Consider the following 22,121-nt stretch of genomic DNA (forward strand, 5'->3'; position numbering starts at 1 on the left):
GATCCATCATGCCGGTGCGATGCCGTTACGGGCCTGGGCCATGTGGATGGCGGTGGCCAGGGCTGCCTGCAGGCTGCCTGCTTCGGCCCGGCAGGTGCCGGCCAGATCCAGGGCCGTGCCATGATCCACGGAGGTGCGGATGATGGGCAGGCCCAGGGTGACGTTCACGGCACTGCCGAAACCGGCATGCTTGAGGACCGGCAGGCCCTGGTCATGATACATGGCCAGCACCGCGTCGGCATGACGCAGGTGTCGTTCAGTGAACAGGGTGTCGGCTGGCAAGGGCCCGGTCAGGTCCATGCCTTCGCCACGCAGGCGCTCCAGTACCGGCGTGATCACGTGGATCTCCTCGTCGCCCAGGTGACCGCCCTCGCCAGCATGGGGGTTGAGGCCGCAGACCAGGATGCGAGGGCTCCCGATCCCGAACTGGCTCTCGAGATCCGCGTGCAGCACGCGCAGCACGGTTTCCAGGCGTTCGGTGGTGATGGCCTGGGCGACCTGGCGCAGGGGCAGGTGGGTGGTCACCAGGGCCACTCGCAGTGTCCCGGCGGTGAGCATCATCACCGGCATGGGCGCCTGGCAGTGTTCGGCCAGGAACTCGGTGTGTCCGGTAAAGGGAATGCCTGCCTCATTGATGACCCCCTTGTGAACCGGGCCGGTGACCAGCCCTGCAAACACCCCCCGGAGGCAGCCATCCGCGGCCTGGGTGAGGGTGTCCAGCACGTACCGGGCATTGGCCGGGTTGAGTTGACCGGGGATGACCGGTTCCGCCACGGTGCAGCCTGTCCACAGGTGTAGCTGGCCCGCCGCATCGGCCTGAGGGGGCTGGTCCGGATCCAGAGGGATGAGCGTGAGATGGATGCCCAGTTGCTCGGCCCGCTCCAGCAGTACCTGAGGGTCGCCCACCACTACCCGCTGGGCAGCACAGGGTTCCCGGCTGAGCATGGCCACAAGGTCGGGACCGATACCGGCAGGTTCGCCGGGTGTGATGGCGATACGGGGAATGGGCCGGGGCGACATCATCAGCGGCTCCGCTGGTTCGCGCCGGCATCCCGCGTTGCCACATCCTCCAGGCGCAACTCCACGTAGGACTCGTCCCGCAGACGACGTAGCCAGATTTCCAGCTCATCATCTCGCTTGCGGTTGCGGATGATCTCCCGGGCCTGGGAACGCATGAGTTCCCTGGAGCTGTCGTGGCTGCGGCGGTCCTCCACCTTGAGGATATGCCAGCCGAACTGGGTGCGGAAGGGCTCGCTCAGTGTGCCCGGTTCGGTACGGTTCATCACCTGCTCGAACTGGGGCACCATGTCGCCGGGGTCAGTCCAGCCCAGATCACCGCCACGCAGGGCGCTGCCGCGATCGTCCGAGTGGGCCTGAGCCAGTTCCGCAAAATCGGCTCCATCCCGAATGCGGTTGCGCAGGGAGCGAATACGGTCACGGGCTTCCCGGTCACTGACCACCTCGCTGGGGCTGATCAGGATATGGCGCACCCGGGTTTGCTGGACCTGGCTGCGGCTGCCGGCACGTCGATCCGCAAGCTTGACAATATGGAAGCCCGACGGGGATCGGATCACTTCGCTCACATCCCCCTCCCGCATGAGCACCACGTGCCGGGAAAACAGGGTAGGCACCTGGCTGGCATTGCGCCACCCCAGGTCGCCGCCTTCCAGGGCCTGTTGTCCCTCTGATTCGCGCAGGGCCAGTTCAGTGAAGTCGGCCCCTTCGGCAGCCTCCTCGCGAATGCGCTCGGCCCGTTCCCGGGTTTCGCTGATCTGTTCGGGGGTGGCCCCCTCGGGAAGGGAAACCAGCAGATGCAGCAGGCGGTATTCCACGTCCCGGTCGATGGCCCCGCTCTCGCTGGCGATCAGGTCATCGATCTCCTGCTCACTCACCTGAATACGGCTGTCCACCTGGCGGCGATGTAACTGGGCAATGGCCATCTCGTCCCGGATCTGTTCCCGGAAGGCGCGAAAATCGATCCCATCGGCCACCAGGCGGTCGCGGAACTGGGCCAGGCTCATGCCGTTTTCCCGGGCAATATTCTCGATGGCGTTATTCAGGCTGATGTCGTCGATGCGGATGCCGATGCGGCGGGCCTCCTGTAGTTGCAGGCGCTCCAGCACCAGGCGATCCAGTACCGGGCGCACCAGGGCGTCCACCGGCGGTGTTTGACCATCCCGGGCGGCCAACTGGCGCTGGATGGTCTGGATGCGCTCACGCAGTTCGCTTTGCATGATCACATCTTCCTCTGCCACGGCAACGATACGATCCAGGAGGCGGCCGCCCTCATCCAGCGGCACCACCCCCGGGTGGTTGTTGCCTTCCTGGGCCAGGGCCACGCTCCCGGAGGCGACGAGCCATGCGAGCAGGATGCTAATAATCGTCTTCATAACCCAGTATGCCTTCACTCAGGAGGTCTCCCAGTCCGGTGCCCAGACTGCCCAGACCCTTGAGGATCAGTTGAAAGTGAATGCCTTCATTATATTCGTCCTGGAGGCCGTCGGTGAGATAGCGGCGAAACACCACTCGGGCACCCCAGCAGCAGGTGTTGTACTCCAGGCCTGCCAGGATCTCCAGGTCCCGCTCATCCTCCAGACTGTAAGCCCATCGTCCCACGGCGTCCCACCGCCTGGACAGGGGCCAGGCAAAGGAGAGGTCGGTCTGGTCCAGGCGGTCTTCCTGAAACCGGTAGCCCAGATTGACCACGCGGTTGCCATCCTCCCGGTATTGCAGATGCGCGGTGCGGCGCTCGGTCTGTTCCCGGTGTGGATCCCATTGAGTCGTGCCCCGTACGCTCCAGTTGGCGTCAGGTCGCCAGGCGGCCTCTGCCACGATGGAGGAACTGTTGTCGGTGAGGGGCGGGTCCCCGGGTTCTGACCGCACGCGGCGGTCCTCGAAATAATGAACCTGTCCAAGGCTCACCCGGAAGCGTTCGATCCCCGTGCCCGCGTCCACCACCCGGCTGGTCAAGGCCGTGGTCAGCTGGTTCGCATCAGCGACCCGGTCCGGGCCGCTGAAGCTCTGGTCCCGGAATAGCTGGTCGAAGTTGAAACCGTATTCCGAGGTGTCGAACCGGGGGAGGTCGTCCTGATCCCGGTAGGGGGTGTAGCGGTAGAACAGTCGTGGCTCCAGCGTCTGGAAGCGGTCTTCGCCCAGTGGACGATCGAAGAACAGTCCCGCGTCCACACTGGTGACCGGCAGGTTTCTCTGCAGCGAAGGGTCGGTCCCTGCCGGTTGTCCTTCCAGATCATAGTGCGTGAAACGATACCGTACCCGGGGAGTCAGGAACCAGGCTGCGCCCCGCAGGGGCAGGCTGGCCTCGGGCATGATATCAGTGCGTTGCCCGGTAATGCTGTCGCGGCGGTCAAAGCTGACCCATTCGGCACGCATGCCCAGGTCGATGCCGTAGGCGGATTGTGGCCAGCTGCCGTGGTAAAGGAACTGCGGCAGGCGCTTGTACGGCTGGTTCGGGTCGACGATGCTGTCGTCCACGGTCTGGTAGTCCTCCAGGCGGGCCAGTAAATTCCAGTGACTGGCGTGGTAGCTCAGGTCGGCGCGTCGCTCCAGGTGGGTGGTGCTGGTGTCGCTGAGGGAGTTTCCGAAGTCTGACAGGTAGTCGGCATCGGACACGTCCGAGCCTTCGGTATGCAGGCGCAGCCGCGAGGTGGGACGCCATTGCTGATCCCATATGAACAGACTGCGGTCGTTCCCGTACACACTGTCGTCCGGGAGGTATTCCAGATCAAATTCCCCTGCGGAACTCTGGGAAAGATGCCGGTACTGGGCGCCCAGCATGGTGCCCCGACGACCCAGGTAACGAGGGGCCAGGATGGCGTCCCGGTGGGGGGCCAGGTTGAAGTAATAGGGAATCTCCACATCCAGTCCGGTGGAGTCGGCATTGCCGATGCTGGGCAGCAGCAGCCCTGACTGGCGCCGGTCGTCGATGGGGAAGTTGATCCAGGGGGTGTATAGCAAGGGAACCCGGTGAAAGCGCAAGAGCACGTTGCGGGCGGTGCCTCGGCCGGTGTCCTGGTTCAGGTCCACCCGGCTGGCGGTGAGTTGCCAGTCCTGGCGACCCGGATCGCAGGTGGTGTAGCTGGCATGGTTGAGGCGAAAGCGCTCGGCACCGCGGGGTTCGATGGTGCGTGCCTTCCCCCGGGCGTGCCGGGGCTGAAAGAAGTATTCCACCTCTTCGAATCGGCCCTTTTCGGAATCCAGGTACAGATGGCCGGCGCTGCTGTCGAAGCTGAGCCCCGCCCTGTCCTCGAAAGTGACGTTGCCTGTGGCCTCCAGATAATCCCGGGCCTTCTCGTACTCGAAGCGGTTGGCGGTAAGGGTGCGCGTACTCTGGAATACCTCGACATTTCCTTCCAGGCGCGAGACCCCCTCACGGTCCAGAACGGCCTTGTCTGCCCGGAAACGCAGTTGTCCATCATCGGGGTAGGTGGTGTCCGGGGCGGGCGGGTGGTAATCGCACAGGGCCCATTCATCCGCCAGGGCTGGCGTGATGGCAACATGAATGCACAATATCAGCGAGGGCGCGTGTCGGTACACGGTGGCGAGTCCGATCAACGGGGGTGGTTCCGGTGCTGTTCCCTCAGCACCGGCGGGGGGCATGTCAGGGCCTTCAGGCCTTCGGGCCGCCCACAGACTCAAGCACCTTGGAAACCTCCTTGAAGATGTCCTCGATTTCACCTTCCCCCTTGACGGTGTGCAGCAGGTCCTTGTCCCGGTAGTATTCCACCAGGGGCTCGGTCTGAGCCTGGTAGACTTTCAGGCGGCTGCCGATGGTCTCTTCGTTGTCATCGGAGCGGTGCTTGAGTTCACCACCGCACAGATCACAGACGCCCTCCTGGCGGGGCGGATGCGTGTAGCTGTTGAACACCGCGCCACAGGAAGCGCAGGTGAGACGACCGGTAAGCCGCTGCATCAGGCTCTCGAAGTCCACATGAATGAGCACGGCAGCATCCAGGGGCTGACCCAGATCGGTGAGCATTTCATCCAGGCTGCCGGCCTGGTTGAGGTTGCGGGGGAAGCCGTCCAGGATGTAGCCACGCTGGGTGTCCGGCATGGCCAGACGCTCGCGGATCATGCCCAGCACCACGTCGTCGGTGACCAGTTCGCCGGCGTCCATGGCGGCCTTGGCCTTCTGACCCAGGGGGGTGCCCGCGGACACCGCGGCGCGCAACAGGTCACCGGTGGAGATCTGCGGAACCTTGTAACGCTCCATGATCAGTTTGGACTGGGTTCCCTTGCCGGAACCGGGAGCGCCCAACAGGACGATACGCATGGTATTTCCCCTTTAGCTTAGAGCTTGTTTTAAGCGATTTATTCAAGACAATAGGCCGAGACTTATACCTGCTCCAGCCATTGGGGTGCAACCACCCCCCACTGGATTCATGCTTTTCGCAGCGCGTCATACCGTTATAATGCCGCGTCCGTTTTCAACCCATCTGGAGTAAAGCAACATGAATATAGACAATATTCCTGCCGGCAAGGACCTGCCCAATGATGTGAACGTGATCATCGAGATCCCGGCCCAGGCCTCGCCGGTGAAATATGAAGTGGACAAGGACAGCGGCGCGCTGCTGGTGGACCGCTTCATGGCCACGCCCATGTTCTACCCTTGCAACTACGGCTTTATCCCCCACACCCTCTCCGATGACGGGGATCCGGTGGATGTGCTGGTCATGACCCCGCATCCGCTGCTCAGCGGCAGTGTGATCCGTTCTCGCCCCGTGGGCATGCTCAGGATGACCGATGAGGCGGGTGAAGACGCCAAGCTGCTGGCCGTGCCCGTGTCCAAGCTCTATCCCGAGTACGATCGTATCCAGGGGCCTGATGATGTTTCGCCGTTGCTGCTGGACCAGATCAAGCATTTCTTCGAGCATTACAAGGAACTGGAGCCCAATAAATGGGTCAAGGTGGAAGGCTGGGAAGGCGTGGACGCCGCCCGTGCGGAGATCGAGTCCTCCGTCAAGCGCTTCCAGCAGAAGGGCTGACCTGAACGGTTCCGTGGGGTGCAGCATCCCGCGAGGGATTGCGCGCCCCGCGTGGGTCGTGAGTATTGTGTAATCCCGCACGTATCCCCGGAATCCGCAAGCCCATGCCGGTGCGCCAACCCCTCAAGAATCACTACCAGGAAAAGAGGCTGTTCCTTGCCCGAGTGGTGATCCTGATGGTGATGGTCACCTTGCTGTTCGGGATTGTCAGTGCGCGTCTGGGTCACTTGCAGGTGGCCAGTTATTCTCATTTTTCCACGCTGTCCCAGAACAATCGCGTGCGCCTGGAGGCGCTGCCGCCGCCCCGAGGGCTGATCTTCGATCGCAATGGGGTGGTGCTGGCGGAGAACCGTCCGGCCTATCAGCTGGAGGTCACTCCGGAGCAGGTGACGGACATGGATGCCACCCTGGAGCAACTCGCCCGGATCGTGCATCTGGAAGAGGCGCGCATCGAGCGATTTCGCCGTATGCTGAAGGGCAAGCGTCCCTTCCAGGCTGTTCCACTGAAGCTCAATCTCACGGACGAAGAGTTGGCCAACTTTGCGGTCAACCGGCACCGCTTCCCTGGGGTGGATGTGGAGGCGCGGGTGGCCCGGCATTATCCTCAAGGCGCTTCGCTGGCCCATGTACTGGGGTATGTGGGGCGCATCGACGAGCGGGAGCTGGCCCGCATCGATACCCAACGTTATGCCGGCACCACGCATATCGGCAAGCTGGGGATTGAACGCTTTTACGAGAGCCAGCTCCACGGACACGTGGGCTTCCAGAAGGTGGAGGTGAATGCCCAGGGGCGCACGCTGCGGGTATTGGAGCGGGAGCCGGCCACGCCGGGACGGGATCTGGTGCTGAGCCTGGATGTGCGCCTGCAGCGGGCGGCGGAAGAGATCCTGGACGGGTACGCCGGCGCTATCGTGGCCATGGATCCGCGCAATGGCGAGGTGCTGGCCATGGTCAGTATGCCGAGCTTCGATCCCAATCTCTTTGTCCATGGCATCTCGCGGTCCGTGTTTCAGGAACTGCGTACCCATCGGCGTCAACCCCTGTTCAACCGGGCGTTGTCCGGACAGTATCCCCCCGGGTCCACCCTCAAACCCGTGGTGGGACTGGCGGGTCTGGAGCATGGGGTGACCACGGCCGAGCGCACCATGTACTCCCCGGGCTATTACACCCTGCCCAATGATACCCGGCGTTACCGTGACTGGCGCTATCACGGGACGGTGAATCTGGATCGGGCCATTGCCCAATCGTCCGATGTGTATTTCTATGATCTGGGCCACAAACTGGGGATTGATCGCATGTCGTCGTTTCTGGGGCGCTTTGGTCTCGGTGAGCGTACTGGCATCGACAGCACGGGCGAGCGCCAGGGCCTGCTGCCCAGCCGCGAATGGAAACGGGCCACGTACAACCAGCCCTGGTATCCCGGCGAGACACTCATCACCGCCATTGGCCAGGGGTATATGCTCACCACACCCCTGCAACTGACCTCTTTGACCAGCACGCTGGCGATGCGCGGGGAACGGGTGCGCCCGCACCTGCTGCGGGGGCACATCCAGGGCGACGGGGGAGAACTGGCGCTGGACGAGTCCGAGCCGCTGGCCCCGGTGCAGGTCAGTCGCCCGGAATACTGGGATCAGGTACGCGAGCCCATGGAGCATGTGCTGCACCGGGCCCGGGGCACGGCTCATTCCTCGGCCGGCCAGGATGCGGCCTATCGTATTGCCGGCAAGACCGGCACCTCACAGGTCTTCGGTCTGGGGGAGGAAGAGGAATATGATGAGGATGAGTTGGCGATGCATCTCCATGACCATGCGTTGTTCATCGGTTATGCCCCTGCCGACGACCCCCGGATTGCTGTGGCGGTGATCGTTGAGCACGGTGGCAGTGGTGGCCGGGTGGCGGCCCCCATGGCCCGCAAGGTCATGGACTACTACCTTCTGGAGATGGAATCCTGATGTTTCACACCGCTGCCGCCGAGGTCAGTCCCGGGCGTCAGATCCTGCGCGCCCTGCACCTGGACCTGCCGTTGTTGGGGGGGATCTCCCTCTTGCTGGCCCTGGGTTTCGTGGTGCTCTACAGCGCCAGCGGCGAGAACCTGGATATGTTGCAACGCCAGGGTGTCCGGGTGGCCCTGGCCTTTGGTGTGCTCATGCTACTGGCGCAGATCCCCCATCATCACCTGCGTCAGTGGTCGCCCTGGGTGTATCTGATGGGCGTGTTGCTGCTGGTCCTGGTGATGTTTTTCGGGGAAATGGGCAAGGGGGCCCAACGCTGGCTGGATCTGGGCCTGATCCGGTTTCAGCCCTCGGAATTCATGAAGCTGGCCGTTCCCATGATGGTGGCCTGGTATTTCGCCGATCGCCCCCTGCCGCCGCGCCTGCGGGAGCTGGTCGTGGCGGGGGTGGTGGTGGCCGTCCCGGCGGGGTTGATTGCCCAGCAGCCGGATCTGGGCACGGCCCTGCTGGTGAGCGGGGCGGGCCTGCTGGTGATCTTCCTGGCGGGCATCCGCTGGCGGGTGCTCCTGGGGTTGGGGGCGCTGGCCGTGGCAGCGGCGCCCCTGCTGTGGCACTTCATGCAGGACTACCAGCGTCGACGGGTACTCACTCTGCTCAATCCGGAGAGTGATCCGCTGGGGGCGGGCTATCACATCATCCAGTCCAAGATTGCCATCGGCTCAGGCGGGGTCTACGGCAAGGGCTGGCTGAATGGTACCCAGTCCCAGTTGGAGTTTCTGCCTGAGCGTTCCACTGATTTCATCTTTGCTGTTTATGCTGAGGAATTCGGTCTGCTGGGGGTGCTGGTGCTCCTGGCCCTGTATCTTTTCGTGATCTTCCGCGGGTTGATCATCGCCGTGCGGGCCCAGGATACCTATGCGCGTCTGCTGGCTGGCAGTTTGAGCGTGACCTTCTTCATTTATGTGTTCGTGAACACCGGCATGGTGATCGGGCTGCTGCCGGTGGTGGGGGTGCCGTTGCCCCTGTTCAGTTATGGCGGGACATCCCTCGTGACCCTGATGGCGGCATTCGGTATTCTCATGTCCATCCATTCCCATCGCAGACTGCTGGCCCGATGAGTTTCCCCCTACCCCCCTTGGTGACCCTGATGCGCGGTTCCCTCTCAAGCCCGGCCCTGCGGGTGATGACCCTGATCATGGGGTTGTGTTTCCTGTTCGCCTTCATTTCCGGCGTGAGCGAGGCCTCACCGCGCTTCAAGGCGGGTGATCCCGCCTATCTGGAACGAGACGAGGTACAGCGCTTCATCGAGGCGCGGGTGGAAGAGGGGTTTGATGAGGATGAACTGCGCGCACTGTTCGCGGGTGCCGACGGGCTGCAGCGGGTGCTGGACCTGATCTCCACCCCGGCGGAGGCCCGGCCCTGGAAGGATTATCGACCCATTTTTCTCACCCGCGAGCGTATCCAGGCGGGGGTGCGTTTCTGGGAGGCGCATGAATCCACCCTGCTAAGGGCCCAGGAGCGTTTTCGGGTCAACCCGGACATCATCGTCGCCATCATCGGTGTGGAGACCTTCTACGGCCGCCATGCCGGTGGATTCCCGGTCTTTGATGCCCTGGTGACCCTGGGGTTTGATTACCCGCCCCGGGCCGATTTCTTCCGCTCCGAACTGGCTCATTATCTGCGTCTTGTGAGAGAGGAAGGCCTGGATCTGCGTGCGACCCGCGGCTCCTATGCCGGGGCCATGGGCCGGGGGCAGTTCATTTCCTCAAGTTACCGCGAATACGCCGTGGACTTCGACGGCGACGGGCGCCGGGATCTGCTGGATTCCTGGCCCGATGCCATCGGCAGCGTGGCCAACTACTTCCAGCGTCATGGTTGGTCCATGGGGGCGCCCGTGGTGGTGCGTGCTCAGGTGGAAAGTGATGACTACAAGGCACTGGTGAGCCGTCCCTACCGGGCCCGGTACACGCTTGATGAGCTGGCCGAAAAAGGCGTCCGTCCGGTTTCGTCGGTGGATCCGGATGCCCGTTTCTCGGTCATCGAGCTGGAGGCAGAGGATGGCATTCAGGTGTGGCTGGGGTACGAGAATTTCTATGTGATCACCCGCTACAACCGCAGCCCCTTGTACGCCATGGCCGTGTACGAGTTGTCCCGTGAGATCCGTGAGGCGCGGGAAGCCGAATTGCGCGGAGGGGATGACACGTGAACCCTCGCGGGCCGGTGCGCGCGCTGCTGCTGGTCCTGGTGGTGGGCGTGCTGACTGCCTGTGGCGGTCCACGGGGGCCGGTGTCCGGTGACCGGGCACCCCATCCCAGTCAGGTGCCCGATCTGGCCGCTGTTCAGGAGCCCACGCCACAGCCTGAGCCCCCCAGCCGTTATGGTAATCCGGAGTCTTACGAGGTGTTCGGGCGGCGTTATGTCACGCTGGCCTCTGCCGAGGGCTACCGGGAGCGGGGTATCGCTTCCTGGTATGGCACCAAGTTTCACGGTCGGCGCACCTCCAGTGGTGAGCCCTACGACATGTACGCCATGACCGCGGCCCACACGACCTTGCCGTTGCCCACCTATGCCCGGGTCACCAATCTGGAGAACGGGCGCAGCGTGGTGGTGCGGGTGAATGACCGCGGACCCTTTGCGAATGATCGCATCATCGACCTGTCCTACGCGGCGGCGCATCGTATCGACATGATCAACCAGGGCACCGCGCGCGTGGAGGTGGAGGCCCTGGAGCCCTATCCGGTCTCGGGTGGGCAGCAGCAGGCGGCACGCCCCCCCGCGGCAACCAACGATACCGGTGAGGGGGGGCCGACCCCTGTCCCCCTGCTGCAATCGTTGCCGTCTCAGGCATCCGTTGGCCAGGTCTTTGTGCAGGTGGGCGCTTTTGCCAGTCGCATCAACGCGGAACGGCTGCAGGATCGTCTGCGGGCCCGAGGCCTGGGGCCTGTGGCCGTCACGGAAAGTCGTGTCGAGGATCGTCGCTTGTACCGGGTGCGCCTCGGGCCCAAAGTCGACGAGGCTCGGGCGGCCGAAGTCGGGCGCATCCTGGAGGGGATGGGCATCACGGATTTTCGCATCGTTTCCGATTAAGGTAACCCGCGAGGAGTGGAGTGTCGCGGTGGGCCTTGGCGTGTGTCCGAACGCCACCGTCGACATGTATGATAGCCTCATTCCGTCCAGTTCCGAATCAAACCTTTCAGGTATTTGAAGAACCATGATCCAGAGATTAAGCCTCTTTTTGCTGTTGTTTGCCCTGCTGCCCGGGGTGGCTCTGGGGAGTACCCTCAGGGTGTCGCCCCCCTCGGATCTCAATGCGCGCAACTACGTGGTGATGGATGCCCAAAGTGGCGCGATCCTCGCCGAGCGGGAGGGCGAACAGCGTGTGGAGCCCGCCAGCCTGACCAAGCTCATGACGGCCTACACGATCTTTCGCGAACTGCAGGAGGGCAAGCTCAGCCTGAACGAGGAGGTGGAGGTCAGTGAACGGGCCTGGCGCACGGGGATGAGCGGCGCCTCGCGGATGTTCATCGAGGTGGGCACACGGGTCACGGTGGAAGAGTTGCTGCGCGGCATGATCATCCAGTCGGGCAATGATGCCTGTGTGGCGCTGGCCGAGCGGGTGGCAGGTACCGAGGGGGCCTTTGTGGATCTGATGAACGCCCAGGCACGGGCGCTGGGCATGCATGATACCCACTTTCAGAACAGTCACGGTCTGCCCACCGAGGCGGATCAGTACACCTCGGCAAGAGACATCTCGCGGCTGATGCAGGCCCTGGTGAATGATTTCCCCGAGTACTACGACTACTACGCCGAGCGCAGTTTCACCTATAACGGCATCAGTCAGTCCAACCGCAACCTGCTTCTGTGGCGGGATGACTCGGTGGATGGCGGCAAGACCGGCTGGACCCGTTCGGCCGGCTACAACCTGGTGTCTTCCGCCAAGCGTGATGGGATGCGCCTGGTGGTGGCGGTGATGGGCATTGAGGCCTCCAGCCACGAACAGGGAGGGCGTATGCGGGCCAATGAGTCCCAGGCCCTCTACAACTGGGCCTTCCGACAGTTTGAAACGCACCGGGTCTATGAGGCGGGAGAGCCCCTCACTGAGGCCCGGGTGTGGAAGGGGGAGAGCAAGTCCGTGCCGCTGGGGCTGACCGAACCGTTCTATGTGAGCATCCCCCGGGGCAGTTATGAGCAGATGGAGGCCCAGACGGAATTGGATCCATTGCTGCAAGCCCCCATTCAGCAAGGCGCCAGCCATGGTGAGTTGAGTCTGATGCTGGAGGGCGAGGTTGTCGCGAACCGTCCGCTGGTGGCCCTGGAGGGCGTGGAAGAGGGGGGGCTGGTCCGCCGGCTGGTGGATGGCGCCTGGCTGTGGGTGCGTTATTGAACGGGCGAGTGAACGGGAGCCATGATGTCCGAGAGTAAGATCATCTATCTCAATGGCGAGTTCTTGCCGGAAGAGGGGGCGCGGGTCTCGGTGCTGGACCGGGGCTTTCTGTTCGGCGACGGCGTGTACGAGGTCATTCCGGTGTTTGGCGGTCGCCCCCTGCGTCTGGCAGAACATCTGGACCGACTGGCTCACAGCCTGGCAGAGACCCGCATTCCTGACCCTTTGTCCCGGCAGGGTTGGACGGCCCTCTTCGATGAGTTGCTGAGCCATAATCCTGGCGGCGATCGCAGCATCTATGTGCAGGTCACCCGGGGCGTGGCCCCCCGGGAACATGCCTTTCCGGAAGCCATCACCCCCACGGTCATGGCCATGGTGAACCCCATTCGACCGCTCGGTGATCAGGTGCTGGCCCAGGGCGTGGCTGCCGTGGTCATCCCCGATCACCGCTGGGCCCGCTGCGACATCAAGGCCATTACGCTGCTGGCCAATGTGTTGGCCCGACAGGAGGCCGTGGACAGCGGCGCCACGGAGGCCATCCTGGTGCGCAATGGCCTGGCGACCGAAGGTGCCGCCAGCAACCTGTTTCTGGTGGCCGATGGGGTGATCGTCACGCCGCCCAAGGATCACTCCCTGCTGGGGGGGATCACCCGGGATCTGGTGGTGGAACTGGCCGAGGCCAACGGCCTGCCGGTCATGGAGACGCGTATCCCCGAGGACAGCCTCCAGGGAGCCGAGGAGATCTGGCTGACCAGCTCCACCCGCGAAATCCTGCCGGTCACCCGTCTCGACGGTCGGAGGGTGGGGCACGGTCAACCGGGCCCCGTGTGGCAGCGTGTTCACGCGCTGTATCAGGACTACAAGGCCCATCTGCGTCAGGAGGCCCCATGAGCGATTCCCTCGAGACCCCGCTGCTGGATAAGGCCTTTCCGTGTGAATTCCCCGTGAAGGTGATGGGCGCTTCCGTGCCAGAATTCCATGAGCGGGTGGAGGCCATCGTGCGCCGTCACGTACCCGAGGTCTCCAGTCAGGCCTTCTCGTCCCGGCCTTCACGCAATGGGCGGTATGTGGCCATTACCGTGGTGGTTCAAGCCCGGAGCCGTGAACATATGGATGGGCTCTACCAGGAACTGTCCGCCTGCGAACTGGTGACCATGGCCCTGTGACCCCCCCCATTCGCGTGTATTCGCTGGGCCGGCGCGACTACGAGCCGGTGTGGCGGGCCATGCAGGATTTCACCGCCGGTCGTGGCGACGACACGGCGGACGAGATCTGGCAGGTGGAGCATCCGCCGGTGTTTACCCTGGGCATGAACGGCAAGCGCGAGCATGTGCTGGATGCTGGTCCTATTCCCGTGATCCCGGTGGACCGGGGTGGGCAGGTGACCTATCACGGTCCGGGTCAGGTGGTGATCTATCTGCTGCTGGATGTGCGTCGCCAGGGTATGGGGGTGCGTGCCCTGGTCACGGCCCTGGAGCGGACCGTCATCGATTATCTGGCGGGATTGGGTATTCCGGCCCAGGCCCGTGCGGACGCCCCTGGGGTGTATGTGGGGGGTGCCAAGATCGCCGCCCTGGGGCTGCGGGTGCGTCGTGGCGGCAGCTATCATGGGCTGGCCCTCAATGTGAATCCGGACCTGGGCGCCTTTGCGCGCATCAACCCCTGTGGCTATCAGGGGCTGGCGACCACGTCGCTGGAGCAGTTGGGGGTGGATGTGAGTTGGGGGCAGGCAGCGGAGGGGTTGACGCGCTGTCTGGCGGATGCCTTGGGGCGCAGCATTGAGTGGGTGCCCGCCGCGCCCCTCATCCCCGACCCTTCTCCCCGGAGGGGAGAAGGGAGAGCATCTGGGTAATCCCGTTCCAGAGCCCTTCTCCCCTCGCGGCTGCCCTTGGGGTAATCCGATTTCAGAGCCCTTCTCTCCTCGCGGCTGCCCTTGGGGTAATCCGATTTCAGAGCCCTTCTCTCCTCGCGGCTGCCCTTGGGGTAATCCGATTTCAGAGCCCTTCTCTCCTCGCGGCTGCCCTTGGGGTAATCCGATTTCAGAGCCCTTCTCTCCTCGCGGCTGCCCTTGGGGTAATCCGATTTCAGAGCCCTTCTCTCCTCGCGGCTGCCCTTGGGGTAATCCGATTTCAGAGCCCTTCTCTCCTCGCGGCTGCCCTTGGGGTAATCCGATTTCAGAGCCCCTCTCTCCTCGCGGCTGCCCTTGGGGTAATCCGATTTCAGAGCCCCTCTCCCCTTGGGGAGAGGGGGTGGGGTGAGGGGGTAACGAAGCCGTCCTGCTACAGATACTCCCGCCAATGCCGGGGCCGATGATCCCGGCAGCCGTGGGACTGCTGGCGGTACTGATTCGCGAACACTCGCTGTGCCACACCACTGATGCTCTCGTCCTTCACCAGGCCCAGGTTGTCGCGGATGGTATCCTCACCATAGTTGTACAGGGCTCGACGCAGCTTCGATAGCAGACTGTTGTCCATATGGAAGCCGACCTCGGTCAGGGCCTGCTCCAGTTCTGCGTAGGTGAGCTCGCGGATGTCGTAGGTGACCTGGAGTTTCTTGTCGCCATCGCGGTGCACCTCACGGATGGCGGGGACCTCGTCCCGCAACATCAGCCAGGCGGCCTCCAGTTGGTCCTGTTCTTTCTGCGGGCCCCGGAACACCAGTTCCCGGTGGCGGATGTATGTGTCGTCTGCGGATTCCATGGGGCCAATGCTAGCGGCCTGCCCGGAATATGCAAGACAAAAAGTGCAGGATCTCCTGCAGGGGAGTCAGTTCAGGCAGCCTTGGGTCACCCGATCACACCCGGCCAGATCCTTGAGCGTCTCGATCCGGGAAAAGCCCGCTGCCTGGAACAGTGCCTGAACCGCCCCCCCCTGATCCCAACCGTGCTCGACCAGCAGCCAGCCACCAGGTAATAGATGCCCCGGCGCATCGGCCACGATCTGGCGCAGATCATCCAGGCCATCGGCGCCTGACACCAGGGCCTCCCGGGGCTCGTGATCCAGTCGGGCCAGATGCGGGTCAGCTTCGGCCACATAGGGGGGGTTGCTGACGATCATGTCAAAGCATGCATCTCCCAGTGGGGTATACCAGCTTCCCTCAAGCCACCGGATCCGCGACTGCAGGCCCAGGTGGCGGGCATTGTCGCGGGCTATCGCCAGGGCCACGGTGGAGCGGTCAGTGGCAGCAATGCGTGCCTGCGGGCGCTCGGTGGCCAGGGCCAGGGCGATGGCGCCGGAGCCGGTACCCAGGTCCACGATGGCAGCGTCGCTGTCCCTGGCCAGATGGTTGAGGACCGCCTCTACCAGGATCTCCGTGTCCGGGCGTGGGATCAGTACCTGGGGGCTCACCTGCAAGTCCAGCGACCAGAACTCGCGGCGGCCCAGTAAATAGGCCATGGGTTCCCCAGTCGATCGCCGGGCCACCCATTGGCGCACTTGCCGCGCCGGGTCGTCCCCCACGGTGTCCGTGCCATGGGCGAACAGCCAGGCCCGGTCCCGACCCAGTGCCTGGGCCACCAGCAACTGGGCCTCCAGCCGAGGAGCGTCCAGGCCTTGCAGGCCCTGACAGGCCTCGGCAATGAGATCGGAAACGGTCAAGGTCATGTGAGGTCGTGTGGCTGGGGGCGTGTCCACAGCATGGGCGGGCCGCTTCGCGCGGGAGGAGCGAGGCCTGTCTCAGTCGGCCAGGGCGGCGAGTTGTTCGGCCTGATGTTCATTGACCAGGGGGTCAATCACCGGGTCCAGATCACCCGCCATGATATTTTCCAGCTTATACAGGGTGAGGTTGATGCGGTGATCAGTCACTCGACCCTGGGGGAAGTTATAGGTGCGGATGCGCTCGGAGCGGTCGCCACTACCTACCAGAGACTTGCGGGTGGCGGACTGCTCCGAGTGGCGTCGGGTCTCCTCCATTTCCAGAAGTCGGGCAGCCAGATAACTCATGGCCTTGGCCCGGTTCTTGTGCTGTGAGCGCTCTTCCTGACATTCCACCACCAGGCCCGTGGGGAGGTGGGTGAGGCGCACGGCGGAGTCGGTCCGGTTCACATGCTGCCCGCCGGCACCACTGGCCCGATAGGTATCCACCCGCAGGTCGGCGGGATTGATTTCGGGGATCTCCATCTCGTCGGGTTCGGGCATGATCACCACGGTGGCCGCCGAGGTGTGGATGCGGCCCTGGGATTCGGTGTCGGGCACCCGCTGCACCCGATGGGCCCCGGATTCGAACTTGAGCCGGGCGTATACACCGCGTCCTGTCACCCGGGCAATGAGTTCTCGAAAGCCCCCATGCTCGCCCTCATTTTCCGAGAGGATTTCAATCTGCCAGCCGCGGGTCTCGGCGTAGCGGGAATACATGCGGAACAGGTCGCCGGCAAAGATGGCGGCCTCGTCGCCGCCGGTGCCGGCCCGGATCTCCAGGAAGGTATTGCTGTCGTCGTGGGGGTCGCGGGGGATCAGGTGACGCTGAAGGTTCTGTTCCAGATCCGCCAGGCGAATCTGGGTGGCATCCACCTCATCCTCGGCCATGGCACGCAGCTCCGGGTCCGGGTCACGGGCCATTTCGCGGGCGGCTTCCAGGTCGTTGCCTGCCTGAGCGTATTCGTTCCAGGCCGCCACCACCGGTTCCAACTGGCTGTATTCGACTGAGTACTGGCGAAAGCGGTCCTGGTCGCCGATGACATCCGGGTCGGAGAGCAGGCCGCCCAGTTCCTCAAATCGCTCGGCAATGTCTTCCAGCTTGCGGCGAATGGAGTCTTTCACGAATTGATCTTGTGACCACTGGTGTCGGTTTCAGGCAGCTTGAACAGGGCATGCGCCGCGTCGATGAGTTCCAGCTTCCCGTCCCTGGCCGCCTGGTTCATGCTGTCGCAGGGTTCGTGCAGGAACTTGTTGGTGAGGGTGTGGGCGAGAAAGCCCAGGGCCTCCTCCGGGGATTTGCCCGCGGCGACCATCTGCAGGGACTTGTCCAGCACCTCCACCTGCATGCTGTGGGCCTTGTCGCGGAAGGCGCAGATGGTGCTCACCGCGTCCTGGGCCCGCAACCAGCCCATGAACGAATCCACCTGGGATTCGATGATCTCCTCGGCCTGGCGAGCCGCTTCGCGGCGGGACTGCAGGTTCTCCTGGATCACCTCCTCCAGGTCATCCACCGTGTACAGGTACACATCGTCCAGTTTGCCCACTTCCGGTTCGATGTCCCGGGGTACGGCGATGTCCACCATGAACATGGGCCGATGCTTGCGTACCTTCAGGGCCCGTTCCACAGCGCCCTTGCCCAGGATGGGCAGCGGGCTGGCGGTGGAGGAGATCAGGATGTCGGCCTCGGCCAGGCGATTGGGAATCTCCTGCAGGGTGATCACCTCGGCGTTGAACTGATCCGCCAGGGGCTTGGCGCGTTCCACCGTACGGTTGGCGACGATAATGCGCCCGATCTCGTTGGTGCTCAGGTGACGGGCGGCCAATTCAACGGTTTCGCCAGCACCGATCATCAGCGCGGTGAGGGGCTTCATGTCGCCCCAGATCTGTTTGGCCAGGGAGACCGCGGCAAAGGCCACCGAGACGGGGCTGGAGCCAATGGCGGTGGAGGTGCGCACATTCTTCGCCACGGAGAAGGCATGCTGGAACAGCCGGCCCAACTGGCGACCCAGGGTGCCGGAAGTGTTGGCGTTCTGGTAGGCGCCCTTGAGCTGGCCCAGGATCTGGGGTTCGCCCAGTACCAGGGAGTCCAGGCCGCAGGCCACGCGCAGCAGGTGACGCACGGCATCATCATCGTGATGGCGGTAGATATAGGGCTGGATCTCGCTGGGCTTGAGGCGGTGAAATTCTCCCAGCCAGTGCAGGACCCGGTCGGCGGGCTGGTGGGCCTCGGAGCGGAAATAGATTTCCGTGCGATTGCAGGTGGACAGGATGGCCGCCTCTTCCACCGGCGTGGATTGGGTCAGCCCGTTAAGGGCTTCCTCCATACGCTCTGGCGAGAAGACGACCCGTTCGCGAATCCCGACGGGGGCGGATTTGTGATTGACTCCGAGAGTAAAAAGCATCGCACGTGAGGACCTGGTGAATAGCGTATTTTGCGCCAGCATTGAAGTCATGACAAGTTTACCCCGGTTTTAACCCTTTGAGTCCGCACGGAAAACTCTTGATCCTACGGGTGACGGCCAAGAGCCCGGGAACTTATCGGGCATATTATGGTGCCAAAGGGATACGAGCCGACGGATTCCGTGAGTCTGTTTCCTCAATCTGACACAGTGGGCGCCCGGGCGCTGTCCAGTTGAGTTTACACTGTCCGGGACCTTTGGCGCGCCCCCCTTGTGGGTATTCGTGCCGACGGGTTGCAAGAAGCGATCCGGTCTGGTGTCCTGCTCATTTCGACAAGTTGGGTTCCCGTCCCCTGATGAAGCCTTCCGCCACGTCTTTTGCATCGTTCCCCGCTCGCGCCGCCGTCGTTCTGGCCGGCGCTGTTCTCGCGGCCAGTCTGCTTACCGCCTGTGCCGGCCTGGCCCAGGAGGGCGGCGGACACGAACCGGATGCCCATCCCGATCCTGATCTGCGGATGGGGGCGCCGGAAGACAATGGTCAGGCGGATCTCATCTACGAACTGCTGGTGGGGGAGATTGCCGGTCATATGGGCGAACTGCAAGTCTCCCTTGATCATTACTTGCGCGCGGCCGGGCGAAGTGATGATCCGGATGTGGCCGAGCGGGCCACCCGGATAGCCCTGTTCTCCGGTGACCCGGATAAAGTCCTGCCGGCGGCTCAGCGCTGGGTGGCGTTGGATGACAACAACCTGGAGGCCCGCCAGGTACTCGCCGCCATGCTGGTGAATGACGATCAGCCGGATGCGGCCGTACCCCACCTGGAATGGGTGCTCAAGCGTATGGACGCCGTGGAGGGGGATGGCCTGGGGTTGCTGGTGAACGTCCTTTCCCGCGCCCAGAATGGGGCGGCGGCGGTCAACGCCATGGAGCAGGTGGTCGCTGGGCGCGCCGAGGATCCCGAGGCGCACCTGGCGCTGGGCAGGCTGGCGCTCCAGCAGGATCAACCCCATGTGGCGGTCACCGCCACGGAGCGAGCCCTGCGCCTTGCCCCTGATCTGCGTGAGGCCAATGTGCTCAGGGCGCGCGCCATTCAGCACACCGGCGACCGGGCCGCCTCCCTGCGGGCCATGGATGAGTTGGTGCGGCGCTATCCCGATGATCTGGATCTGCGCGTCAATTACGGTCGGCTGTTGTTGCAGGAAGCGCGTTTTGCCGATGCCAGGGCCCAGTTCGAGGCGGTGGTGTCCGAGCGCGGAGACGATGCCGACATGCTCTATACCCTGGGGCTGATCAATATCGAGATGGAGCGGTACGATGACGCCGAGGGTTATCTGGAGCAGGTGCTCAGGACCGGTCAGCGGTCGGGTGACGCGCGCTACTACTTGGCGCGCATCGCCGAACTCACCGGTGACACGCAGCGTGCCGTGGACTTCTATGAGGAGGTGGACCGGGGGGATTATCGTCAGGAGTCCGTGCTCCGGGCTGCCCGCCTGCAAGGGGAGCTGGGCCAGATCAACCAGGCCCGGGAGGGCCTGGCCCGGCTGCGCGAGGCCAGTGACGAACCGCATGTGCAGGTGGAAACCTATCTTGCAGAGGCCCAGCTGCTGCGTGATGCCCGGGACTACCGGGCGGGCATGATACTGCTGGATGAGGCCTTGACCGCGCATCCTGGCCACCCGGAGCTGCTCTATGCGCGGGCCCTGATGGCCGAACGCCTGGGCAGGATCGCTCAACTGGAGGATGATCTGGGTCGCATCCTTGCGCGGGATCCGGAAAACTTTGCTGCCCTGAATGCCCTGGGGTACACCCTGGCTGATCGCACCGATCGCCTTGACGAGGCCTTTGATTACATCCGTCGGGCCTTGGAACAGCGCCCCGAGGATGCTGCCGTGATCGATAGCATGGGCTGGGTGCTGTACCGCCTGGGCCGCCTGGGCGAGGCGGAGAGCCACCTCCGGCGCGCCTATGAAAAGACGCAGGATGGCGAGATCGCCAGCAACCTGGCCCAGGTGCTCTGGGATCGAGGTGCGCGCGAGGAGGCTCTGGACATTCTCGAGACCGCTCTGGAGCGGGATCCCGATCATGAGCGTCTGCTCCGGCTCAAGGAAAAACTGAACCCATGATGCGACTCATGATCGTGTGCCTGGCGGCGGCTCTGCTCGCTGCCTGCGCCGTGCGTCCGCCCGCCCCGGTGGAGGATGCGGAGCGCACCTGGCAGCAGCGGATGGAAGTCTTGTCCGTGCGGGACGACTGGGTGCTTGGCGGGCGCGTAGCCGTGGCCGTGGACGAGGAGCGCTGGAATGCCAATCTGCGCTGGCGGCAGACAGGCGAGGCCTACGATATCCAGATCTACGGACCCTTTGGTCGCCATGCCGCCCGCCTGCGTGGGGATGCCTCCGGTGTGATCCTCACCGACGGCGAGGGGCGGGAGCACCATGCCCGGGATGCCGATCAACTGGTGTACGATACCCTGGGCTGGCGGTTACCGGTGAAGGGTCTGCGCTACTGGGTGCTGGGGATCCCGGCGCCCAGGGCGGAGCTTGAGGCCTATGCACTGGATCCGGCCGGTCGGCCCGAGCAACTGGTGCAGTCGGGATGGACCGTGCGCTATCAACGCTACAGCGATGAGCACCGTCCGCCGCTCCCCGATCGCATGACCCTGGAATTCGACGACATACGCGTCCGCGTACTGATGGACGACTGGCAGATGAACCCATGAATCTGGATGCCTGGAAGGGCTGGCCCGCGCCAGCTAAGCTCAATCTGTTCCTGCACATCACCGGCCGCCGCCCGGATGGTTATCACGCACTGCAAACGGTGTTTCAGTTTCTCTCCCATGGTGATGTGCTGGACTTTGAGCCACTTCCTGGCAATGAGGTGCGCCCCGCCCACGCGCTGGAGGATGTGGCGCCCGAGGATGACCTGACGGTCCGGGCGGCGCGCCGCCTCAAGCAGGCCACGGGGTATGGCGACGGCGCCCTGATCCGTGTGCGCAAGGTCCTGCCCATGGGCGGGGGGCTGGGTGGCGGCAGTTCGGATGCCGCGACCACGCTGGTGGCCCTCAATCACCTGTGGGGTACCGGGTTGAGCCTTGAAGATCTGGCCGAACTGGGGCTGACCCTGGGGGCTGATGTGCCCATCTTTGTGCATGGGCGGGCGGCCTGGGCCGAAGGGGTGGGGGAGTGTTTCGAGCCCATTGATCTCCCTGAGTCCTGGTATCTGGTGATCCATCCGGGTGTGCATGTATCCACCGGGGCTGTGTTCGGCGACCCCGGATTGACACGAAACTGCGAACCCATCACAATAGCCGACTTTACTGCGGGGCGGGCTGGAAACGTGTGTGAGCCCATTGTGTGCAAGCACTATCCGGCAGTGGCCGAGGCGCTTGTCTGGCTTGAGCGGCAAGGGGTTCAGCCGCGCATGACCGGAACCGGTAGTTGTGTCTTTGCCGCCTTTGCGGGGGAAGATGCCGCCCGGGATGCCCTGGTTCGATTGCCAGCGGCTTGGCAGGGATTTGTAGCCCAGGGCCAGAATCGCTCCGCACTGCAGGACCGCATGGATCGCGCATGAGTTCCGACTCTCGCTGAAAGTTTTCTTGGGCCGTCGCCAAGTGGTAAGGCACCGGGTTTTGATCCCGGCATTCGCAGGTTCGAATCCTGCCGGCCCAGCCAACCATCGTCGAGTCCCCTGCGCCCATTCGGTGCAGGGGATTTGGTGTTTTTAGGGTTCCCTAAAATTATGCTCCCTAG

General features: G+C 63.8%; 20 protein-coding genes and 1 tRNA gene. 13 read left to right on the forward strand and 8 right to left on the reverse strand.

The window, feature by feature from the left end:
* Positions 1-6: 6 nt before the first annotated feature.
* The 4 genes from pdxA to BMY52_RS10780 are packed head-to-tail and all read right to left on the reverse strand — an operon-like array spanning position 7 to position 5,290.
* Entirely contained in the window at positions 7-1,020 is a 1,014-nt protein-coding gene (gene pdxA / locus BMY52_RS10765) for a 4-hydroxythreonine-4-phosphate dehydrogenase PdxA (protein WP_090254377.1), read from the reverse strand.
* A gap of 2 nt (positions 1,021-1,022) precedes the next feature.
* Positions 1,023-2,390 carry a peptidylprolyl isomerase gene (locus tag BMY52_RS10770; RefSeq protein ID WP_090254271.1) on the reverse strand — a complete coding sequence of 456 codons (1,368 nt, stop codon included), beginning with the start codon at positions 2,388-2,390 and terminating at the stop codon, positions 1,023-1,025.
* Complete coding sequence (locus BMY52_RS10775; RefSeq protein WP_245740796.1) at positions 2,374-4,572, reverse strand: LPS-assembly protein LptD; 2,199 nt, start codon at positions 4,570-4,572, stop codon at positions 2,374-2,376. The genes BMY52_RS10770 and BMY52_RS10775 overlap by 17 nt, the downstream gene beginning before the upstream one ends.
* Before the next feature lie 55 nt (positions 4,573-4,627).
* Complete coding sequence (locus BMY52_RS10780; protein WP_090254274.1) at positions 4,628-5,290, reverse strand: adenylate kinase; 663 nt, start codon at positions 5,288-5,290, stop codon at positions 4,628-4,630.
* A 178-nt stretch (positions 5,291-5,468) separates the two neighbouring features.
* Here BMY52_RS10780 and ppa point away from each other — a divergent pair, with 178 nt between their 5' ends.
* The 9 genes from ppa to lipB all read left to right on the forward strand — a co-directional run bounded on the left by ppa (position 5,469) and on the right by lipB (position 14,190).
* A complete protein-coding gene (ppa, locus tag BMY52_RS10785) occupies positions 5,469-6,002 on the forward strand; it encodes an inorganic diphosphatase (RefSeq protein ID WP_090254276.1) in 534 nt (177 codons plus the stop codon).
* A gap of 104 nt (positions 6,003-6,106) precedes the next feature.
* Positions 6,107-7,954, forward strand: a complete 1,848-nt coding sequence (gene mrdA / locus BMY52_RS10790; RefSeq protein ID WP_090254278.1) for a penicillin-binding protein 2 — start codon at positions 6,107-6,109, stop codon at positions 7,952-7,954.
* A complete protein-coding gene (gene rodA, locus BMY52_RS10795) occupies positions 7,954-9,072 on the forward strand; it encodes a rod shape-determining protein RodA (protein WP_090254280.1) in 1,119 nt (372 codons plus the stop codon). Before mrdA ends, rodA begins: the two co-directional genes overlap by 1 nt.
* Positions 9,069-10,160: a lytic murein transglycosylase B gene (mltB, locus tag BMY52_RS10800; protein ID WP_090254281.1), complete on the forward strand. Its 1,092-nt coding sequence runs from the start codon at positions 9,069-9,071 to the stop codon at positions 10,158-10,160. The genes rodA and mltB overlap by 4 nt, the downstream gene beginning before the upstream one ends.
* A complete protein-coding gene (locus tag BMY52_RS10805) occupies positions 10,157-11,041 on the forward strand; it encodes a septal ring lytic transglycosylase RlpA family protein (protein ID WP_245740797.1) in 885 nt (294 codons plus the stop codon). Before mltB ends, BMY52_RS10805 begins: the two co-directional genes overlap by 4 nt.
* A 124-nt stretch (positions 11,042-11,165) precedes the next feature.
* Complete coding sequence (locus BMY52_RS10810) at positions 11,166-12,338, forward strand: D-alanyl-D-alanine carboxypeptidase family protein (RefSeq protein WP_090254283.1); 1,173 nt, start codon at positions 11,166-11,168, stop codon at positions 12,336-12,338.
* A gap of 21 nt (positions 12,339-12,359) precedes the next feature.
* Entirely contained in the window at positions 12,360-13,229 is an 870-nt protein-coding gene (locus tag BMY52_RS10815; protein WP_090254286.1) for a D-amino acid aminotransferase, read from the forward strand.
* Positions 13,226-13,504 (forward strand): YbeD family protein, encoded by a 279-nt coding sequence (locus BMY52_RS10820; RefSeq protein ID WP_090254287.1) that lies wholly within the window; start codon positions 13,226-13,228, stop codon positions 13,502-13,504. Before BMY52_RS10815 ends, BMY52_RS10820 begins: the two co-directional genes overlap by 4 nt.
* On the forward strand, positions 13,501-14,190 hold the full coding sequence (lipB, locus tag BMY52_RS10825) for a lipoyl(octanoyl) transferase LipB (protein ID WP_090254289.1): 690 nt from the start codon (positions 13,501-13,503) through the stop codon (positions 14,188-14,190). The genes BMY52_RS10820 and lipB overlap by 4 nt, the downstream gene beginning before the upstream one ends.
* Positions 14,191-14,617: 427 nt before the next feature.
* Here the strand turns inward: lipB and BMY52_RS10835 are convergent, their stop codons facing one another.
* The 4 genes from BMY52_RS10835 to hemA form a co-directional block, all read right to left on the reverse strand.
* Complete coding sequence (locus tag BMY52_RS10835) at positions 14,618-15,037, reverse strand: hypothetical protein (RefSeq protein WP_090254291.1); 420 nt, start codon at positions 15,035-15,037, stop codon at positions 14,618-14,620.
* 66 nt (positions 15,038-15,103) lie between these two features.
* Positions 15,104-15,940 (reverse strand): peptide chain release factor N(5)-glutamine methyltransferase, encoded by an 837-nt coding sequence (gene prmC, locus BMY52_RS10840; RefSeq protein ID WP_090254292.1) that lies wholly within the window; start codon positions 15,938-15,940, stop codon positions 15,104-15,106.
* A 72-nt stretch (positions 15,941-16,012) separates the two neighbouring features.
* The gene (gene prfA, locus BMY52_RS10845; RefSeq protein WP_090254294.1) at positions 16,013-17,095 is read right to left on the reverse strand and encodes a peptide chain release factor 1; all 1,083 of its coding nucleotides are present in this window, start codon (positions 17,093-17,095) and stop codon (positions 16,013-16,015) included.
* Complete coding sequence (gene hemA / locus BMY52_RS10850; protein WP_090254381.1) at positions 17,092-18,375, reverse strand: glutamyl-tRNA reductase; 1,284 nt, start codon at positions 18,373-18,375, stop codon at positions 17,092-17,094. Before hemA ends, prfA begins: the two co-directional genes overlap by 4 nt.
* Positions 18,376-18,728: 353 nt before the next feature.
* On the opposite strand from hemA, the gene BMY52_RS10855 reads away from it, so the two are divergent.
* The 4 genes from BMY52_RS10855 (at position 18,729) to BMY52_RS10870 (ending at position 22,043) form a co-directional block, all read left to right on the forward strand.
* On the forward strand, positions 18,729-20,495 hold the full coding sequence (locus BMY52_RS10855) for a tetratricopeptide repeat protein (protein WP_090254296.1): 1,767 nt from the start codon (positions 18,729-18,731) through the stop codon (positions 20,493-20,495).
* A complete protein-coding gene (lolB, locus tag BMY52_RS10860; RefSeq protein WP_090254297.1) occupies positions 20,492-21,091 on the forward strand; it encodes a lipoprotein insertase outer membrane protein LolB in 600 nt (199 codons plus the stop codon). Before BMY52_RS10855 ends, lolB begins: the two co-directional genes overlap by 4 nt.
* Complete coding sequence (gene ispE / locus BMY52_RS10865) at positions 21,088-21,942, forward strand: 4-(cytidine 5'-diphospho)-2-C-methyl-D-erythritol kinase (protein ID WP_090254299.1); 855 nt, start codon at positions 21,088-21,090, stop codon at positions 21,940-21,942. Before lolB ends, ispE begins: the two co-directional genes overlap by 4 nt.
* A gap of 26 nt (positions 21,943-21,968) precedes the next feature.
* Positions 21,969-22,043 (forward strand) — tRNA-Gln (locus BMY52_RS10870).
* The last annotated feature ends 78 nt before the right edge of the window (positions 22,044-22,121 follow it).

Origin of the sequence: Ectothiorhodospira marina (assembly GCF_900109495.1) — a bacterium.
GTDB classification, from domain to species: domain Bacteria; phylum Pseudomonadota; class Gammaproteobacteria; order Ectothiorhodospirales; family Ectothiorhodospiraceae; genus Ectothiorhodospira; species Ectothiorhodospira marina.

Excerpts from the sequence above, each read along its gene's own strand:
- pdxA (WP_090254377.1), bottom strand. The coding sequence starts at position 1,020 with ATGTCGCCCCGGCCCATTCCCCGTATCGCCATCACACCCGGCGAACCT.
- BMY52_RS10770 (WP_090254271.1), bottom strand. The coding sequence starts at position 2,390 with ATGAAGACGATTATTAGCATCCTGCTCGCATGGCTCGTCGCCTCCGGG.
- BMY52_RS10780 (WP_090254274.1), bottom strand. The coding sequence starts at position 5,290 with ATGCGTATCGTCCTGTTGGGCGCTCCCGGTTCCGGCAAGGGAACCCAG.
- ppa (WP_090254276.1), top strand. The coding sequence starts at position 5,469 with ATGAATATAGACAATATTCCTGCCGGCAAGGACCTGCCCAATGATGTG.
- mrdA (WP_090254278.1), top strand. The coding sequence starts at position 6,107 with ATGCCGGTGCGCCAACCCCTCAAGAATCACTACCAGGAAAAGAGGCTG.
- rodA (WP_090254280.1), top strand. The coding sequence starts at position 7,954 with ATGTTTCACACCGCTGCCGCCGAGGTCAGTCCCGGGCGTCAGATCCTG.
- mltB (WP_090254281.1), top strand. The coding sequence starts at position 9,069 with ATGAGTTTCCCCCTACCCCCCTTGGTGACCCTGATGCGCGGTTCCCTC.
- BMY52_RS10810 (WP_090254283.1), top strand. The coding sequence starts at position 11,166 with ATGATCCAGAGATTAAGCCTCTTTTTGCTGTTGTTTGCCCTGCTGCCC.
- BMY52_RS10815 (WP_090254286.1), top strand. The coding sequence starts at position 12,360 with ATGATGTCCGAGAGTAAGATCATCTATCTCAATGGCGAGTTCTTGCCG.
- BMY52_RS10820 (WP_090254287.1), top strand. The coding sequence starts at position 13,226 with ATGAGCGATTCCCTCGAGACCCCGCTGCTGGATAAGGCCTTTCCGTGT.
- BMY52_RS10835 (WP_090254291.1), bottom strand. The coding sequence starts at position 15,037 with ATGGAATCCGCAGACGACACATACATCCGCCACCGGGAACTGGTGTTC.
- prmC (WP_090254292.1), bottom strand. The coding sequence starts at position 15,940 with ATGACCTTGACCGTTTCCGATCTCATTGCCGAGGCCTGTCAGGGCCTG.
- hemA (WP_090254381.1), bottom strand. The coding sequence starts at position 18,375 with ATGCTTTTTACTCTCGGAGTCAATCACAAATCCGCCCCCGTCGGGATT.
- BMY52_RS10855 (WP_090254296.1), top strand. The coding sequence starts at position 18,729 with ATGAAGCCTTCCGCCACGTCTTTTGCATCGTTCCCCGCTCGCGCCGCC.
- lolB (WP_090254297.1), top strand. The coding sequence starts at position 20,492 with ATGATGCGACTCATGATCGTGTGCCTGGCGGCGGCTCTGCTCGCTGCC.
- ispE (WP_090254299.1), top strand. The coding sequence starts at position 21,088 with ATGAATCTGGATGCCTGGAAGGGCTGGCCCGCGCCAGCTAAGCTCAAT.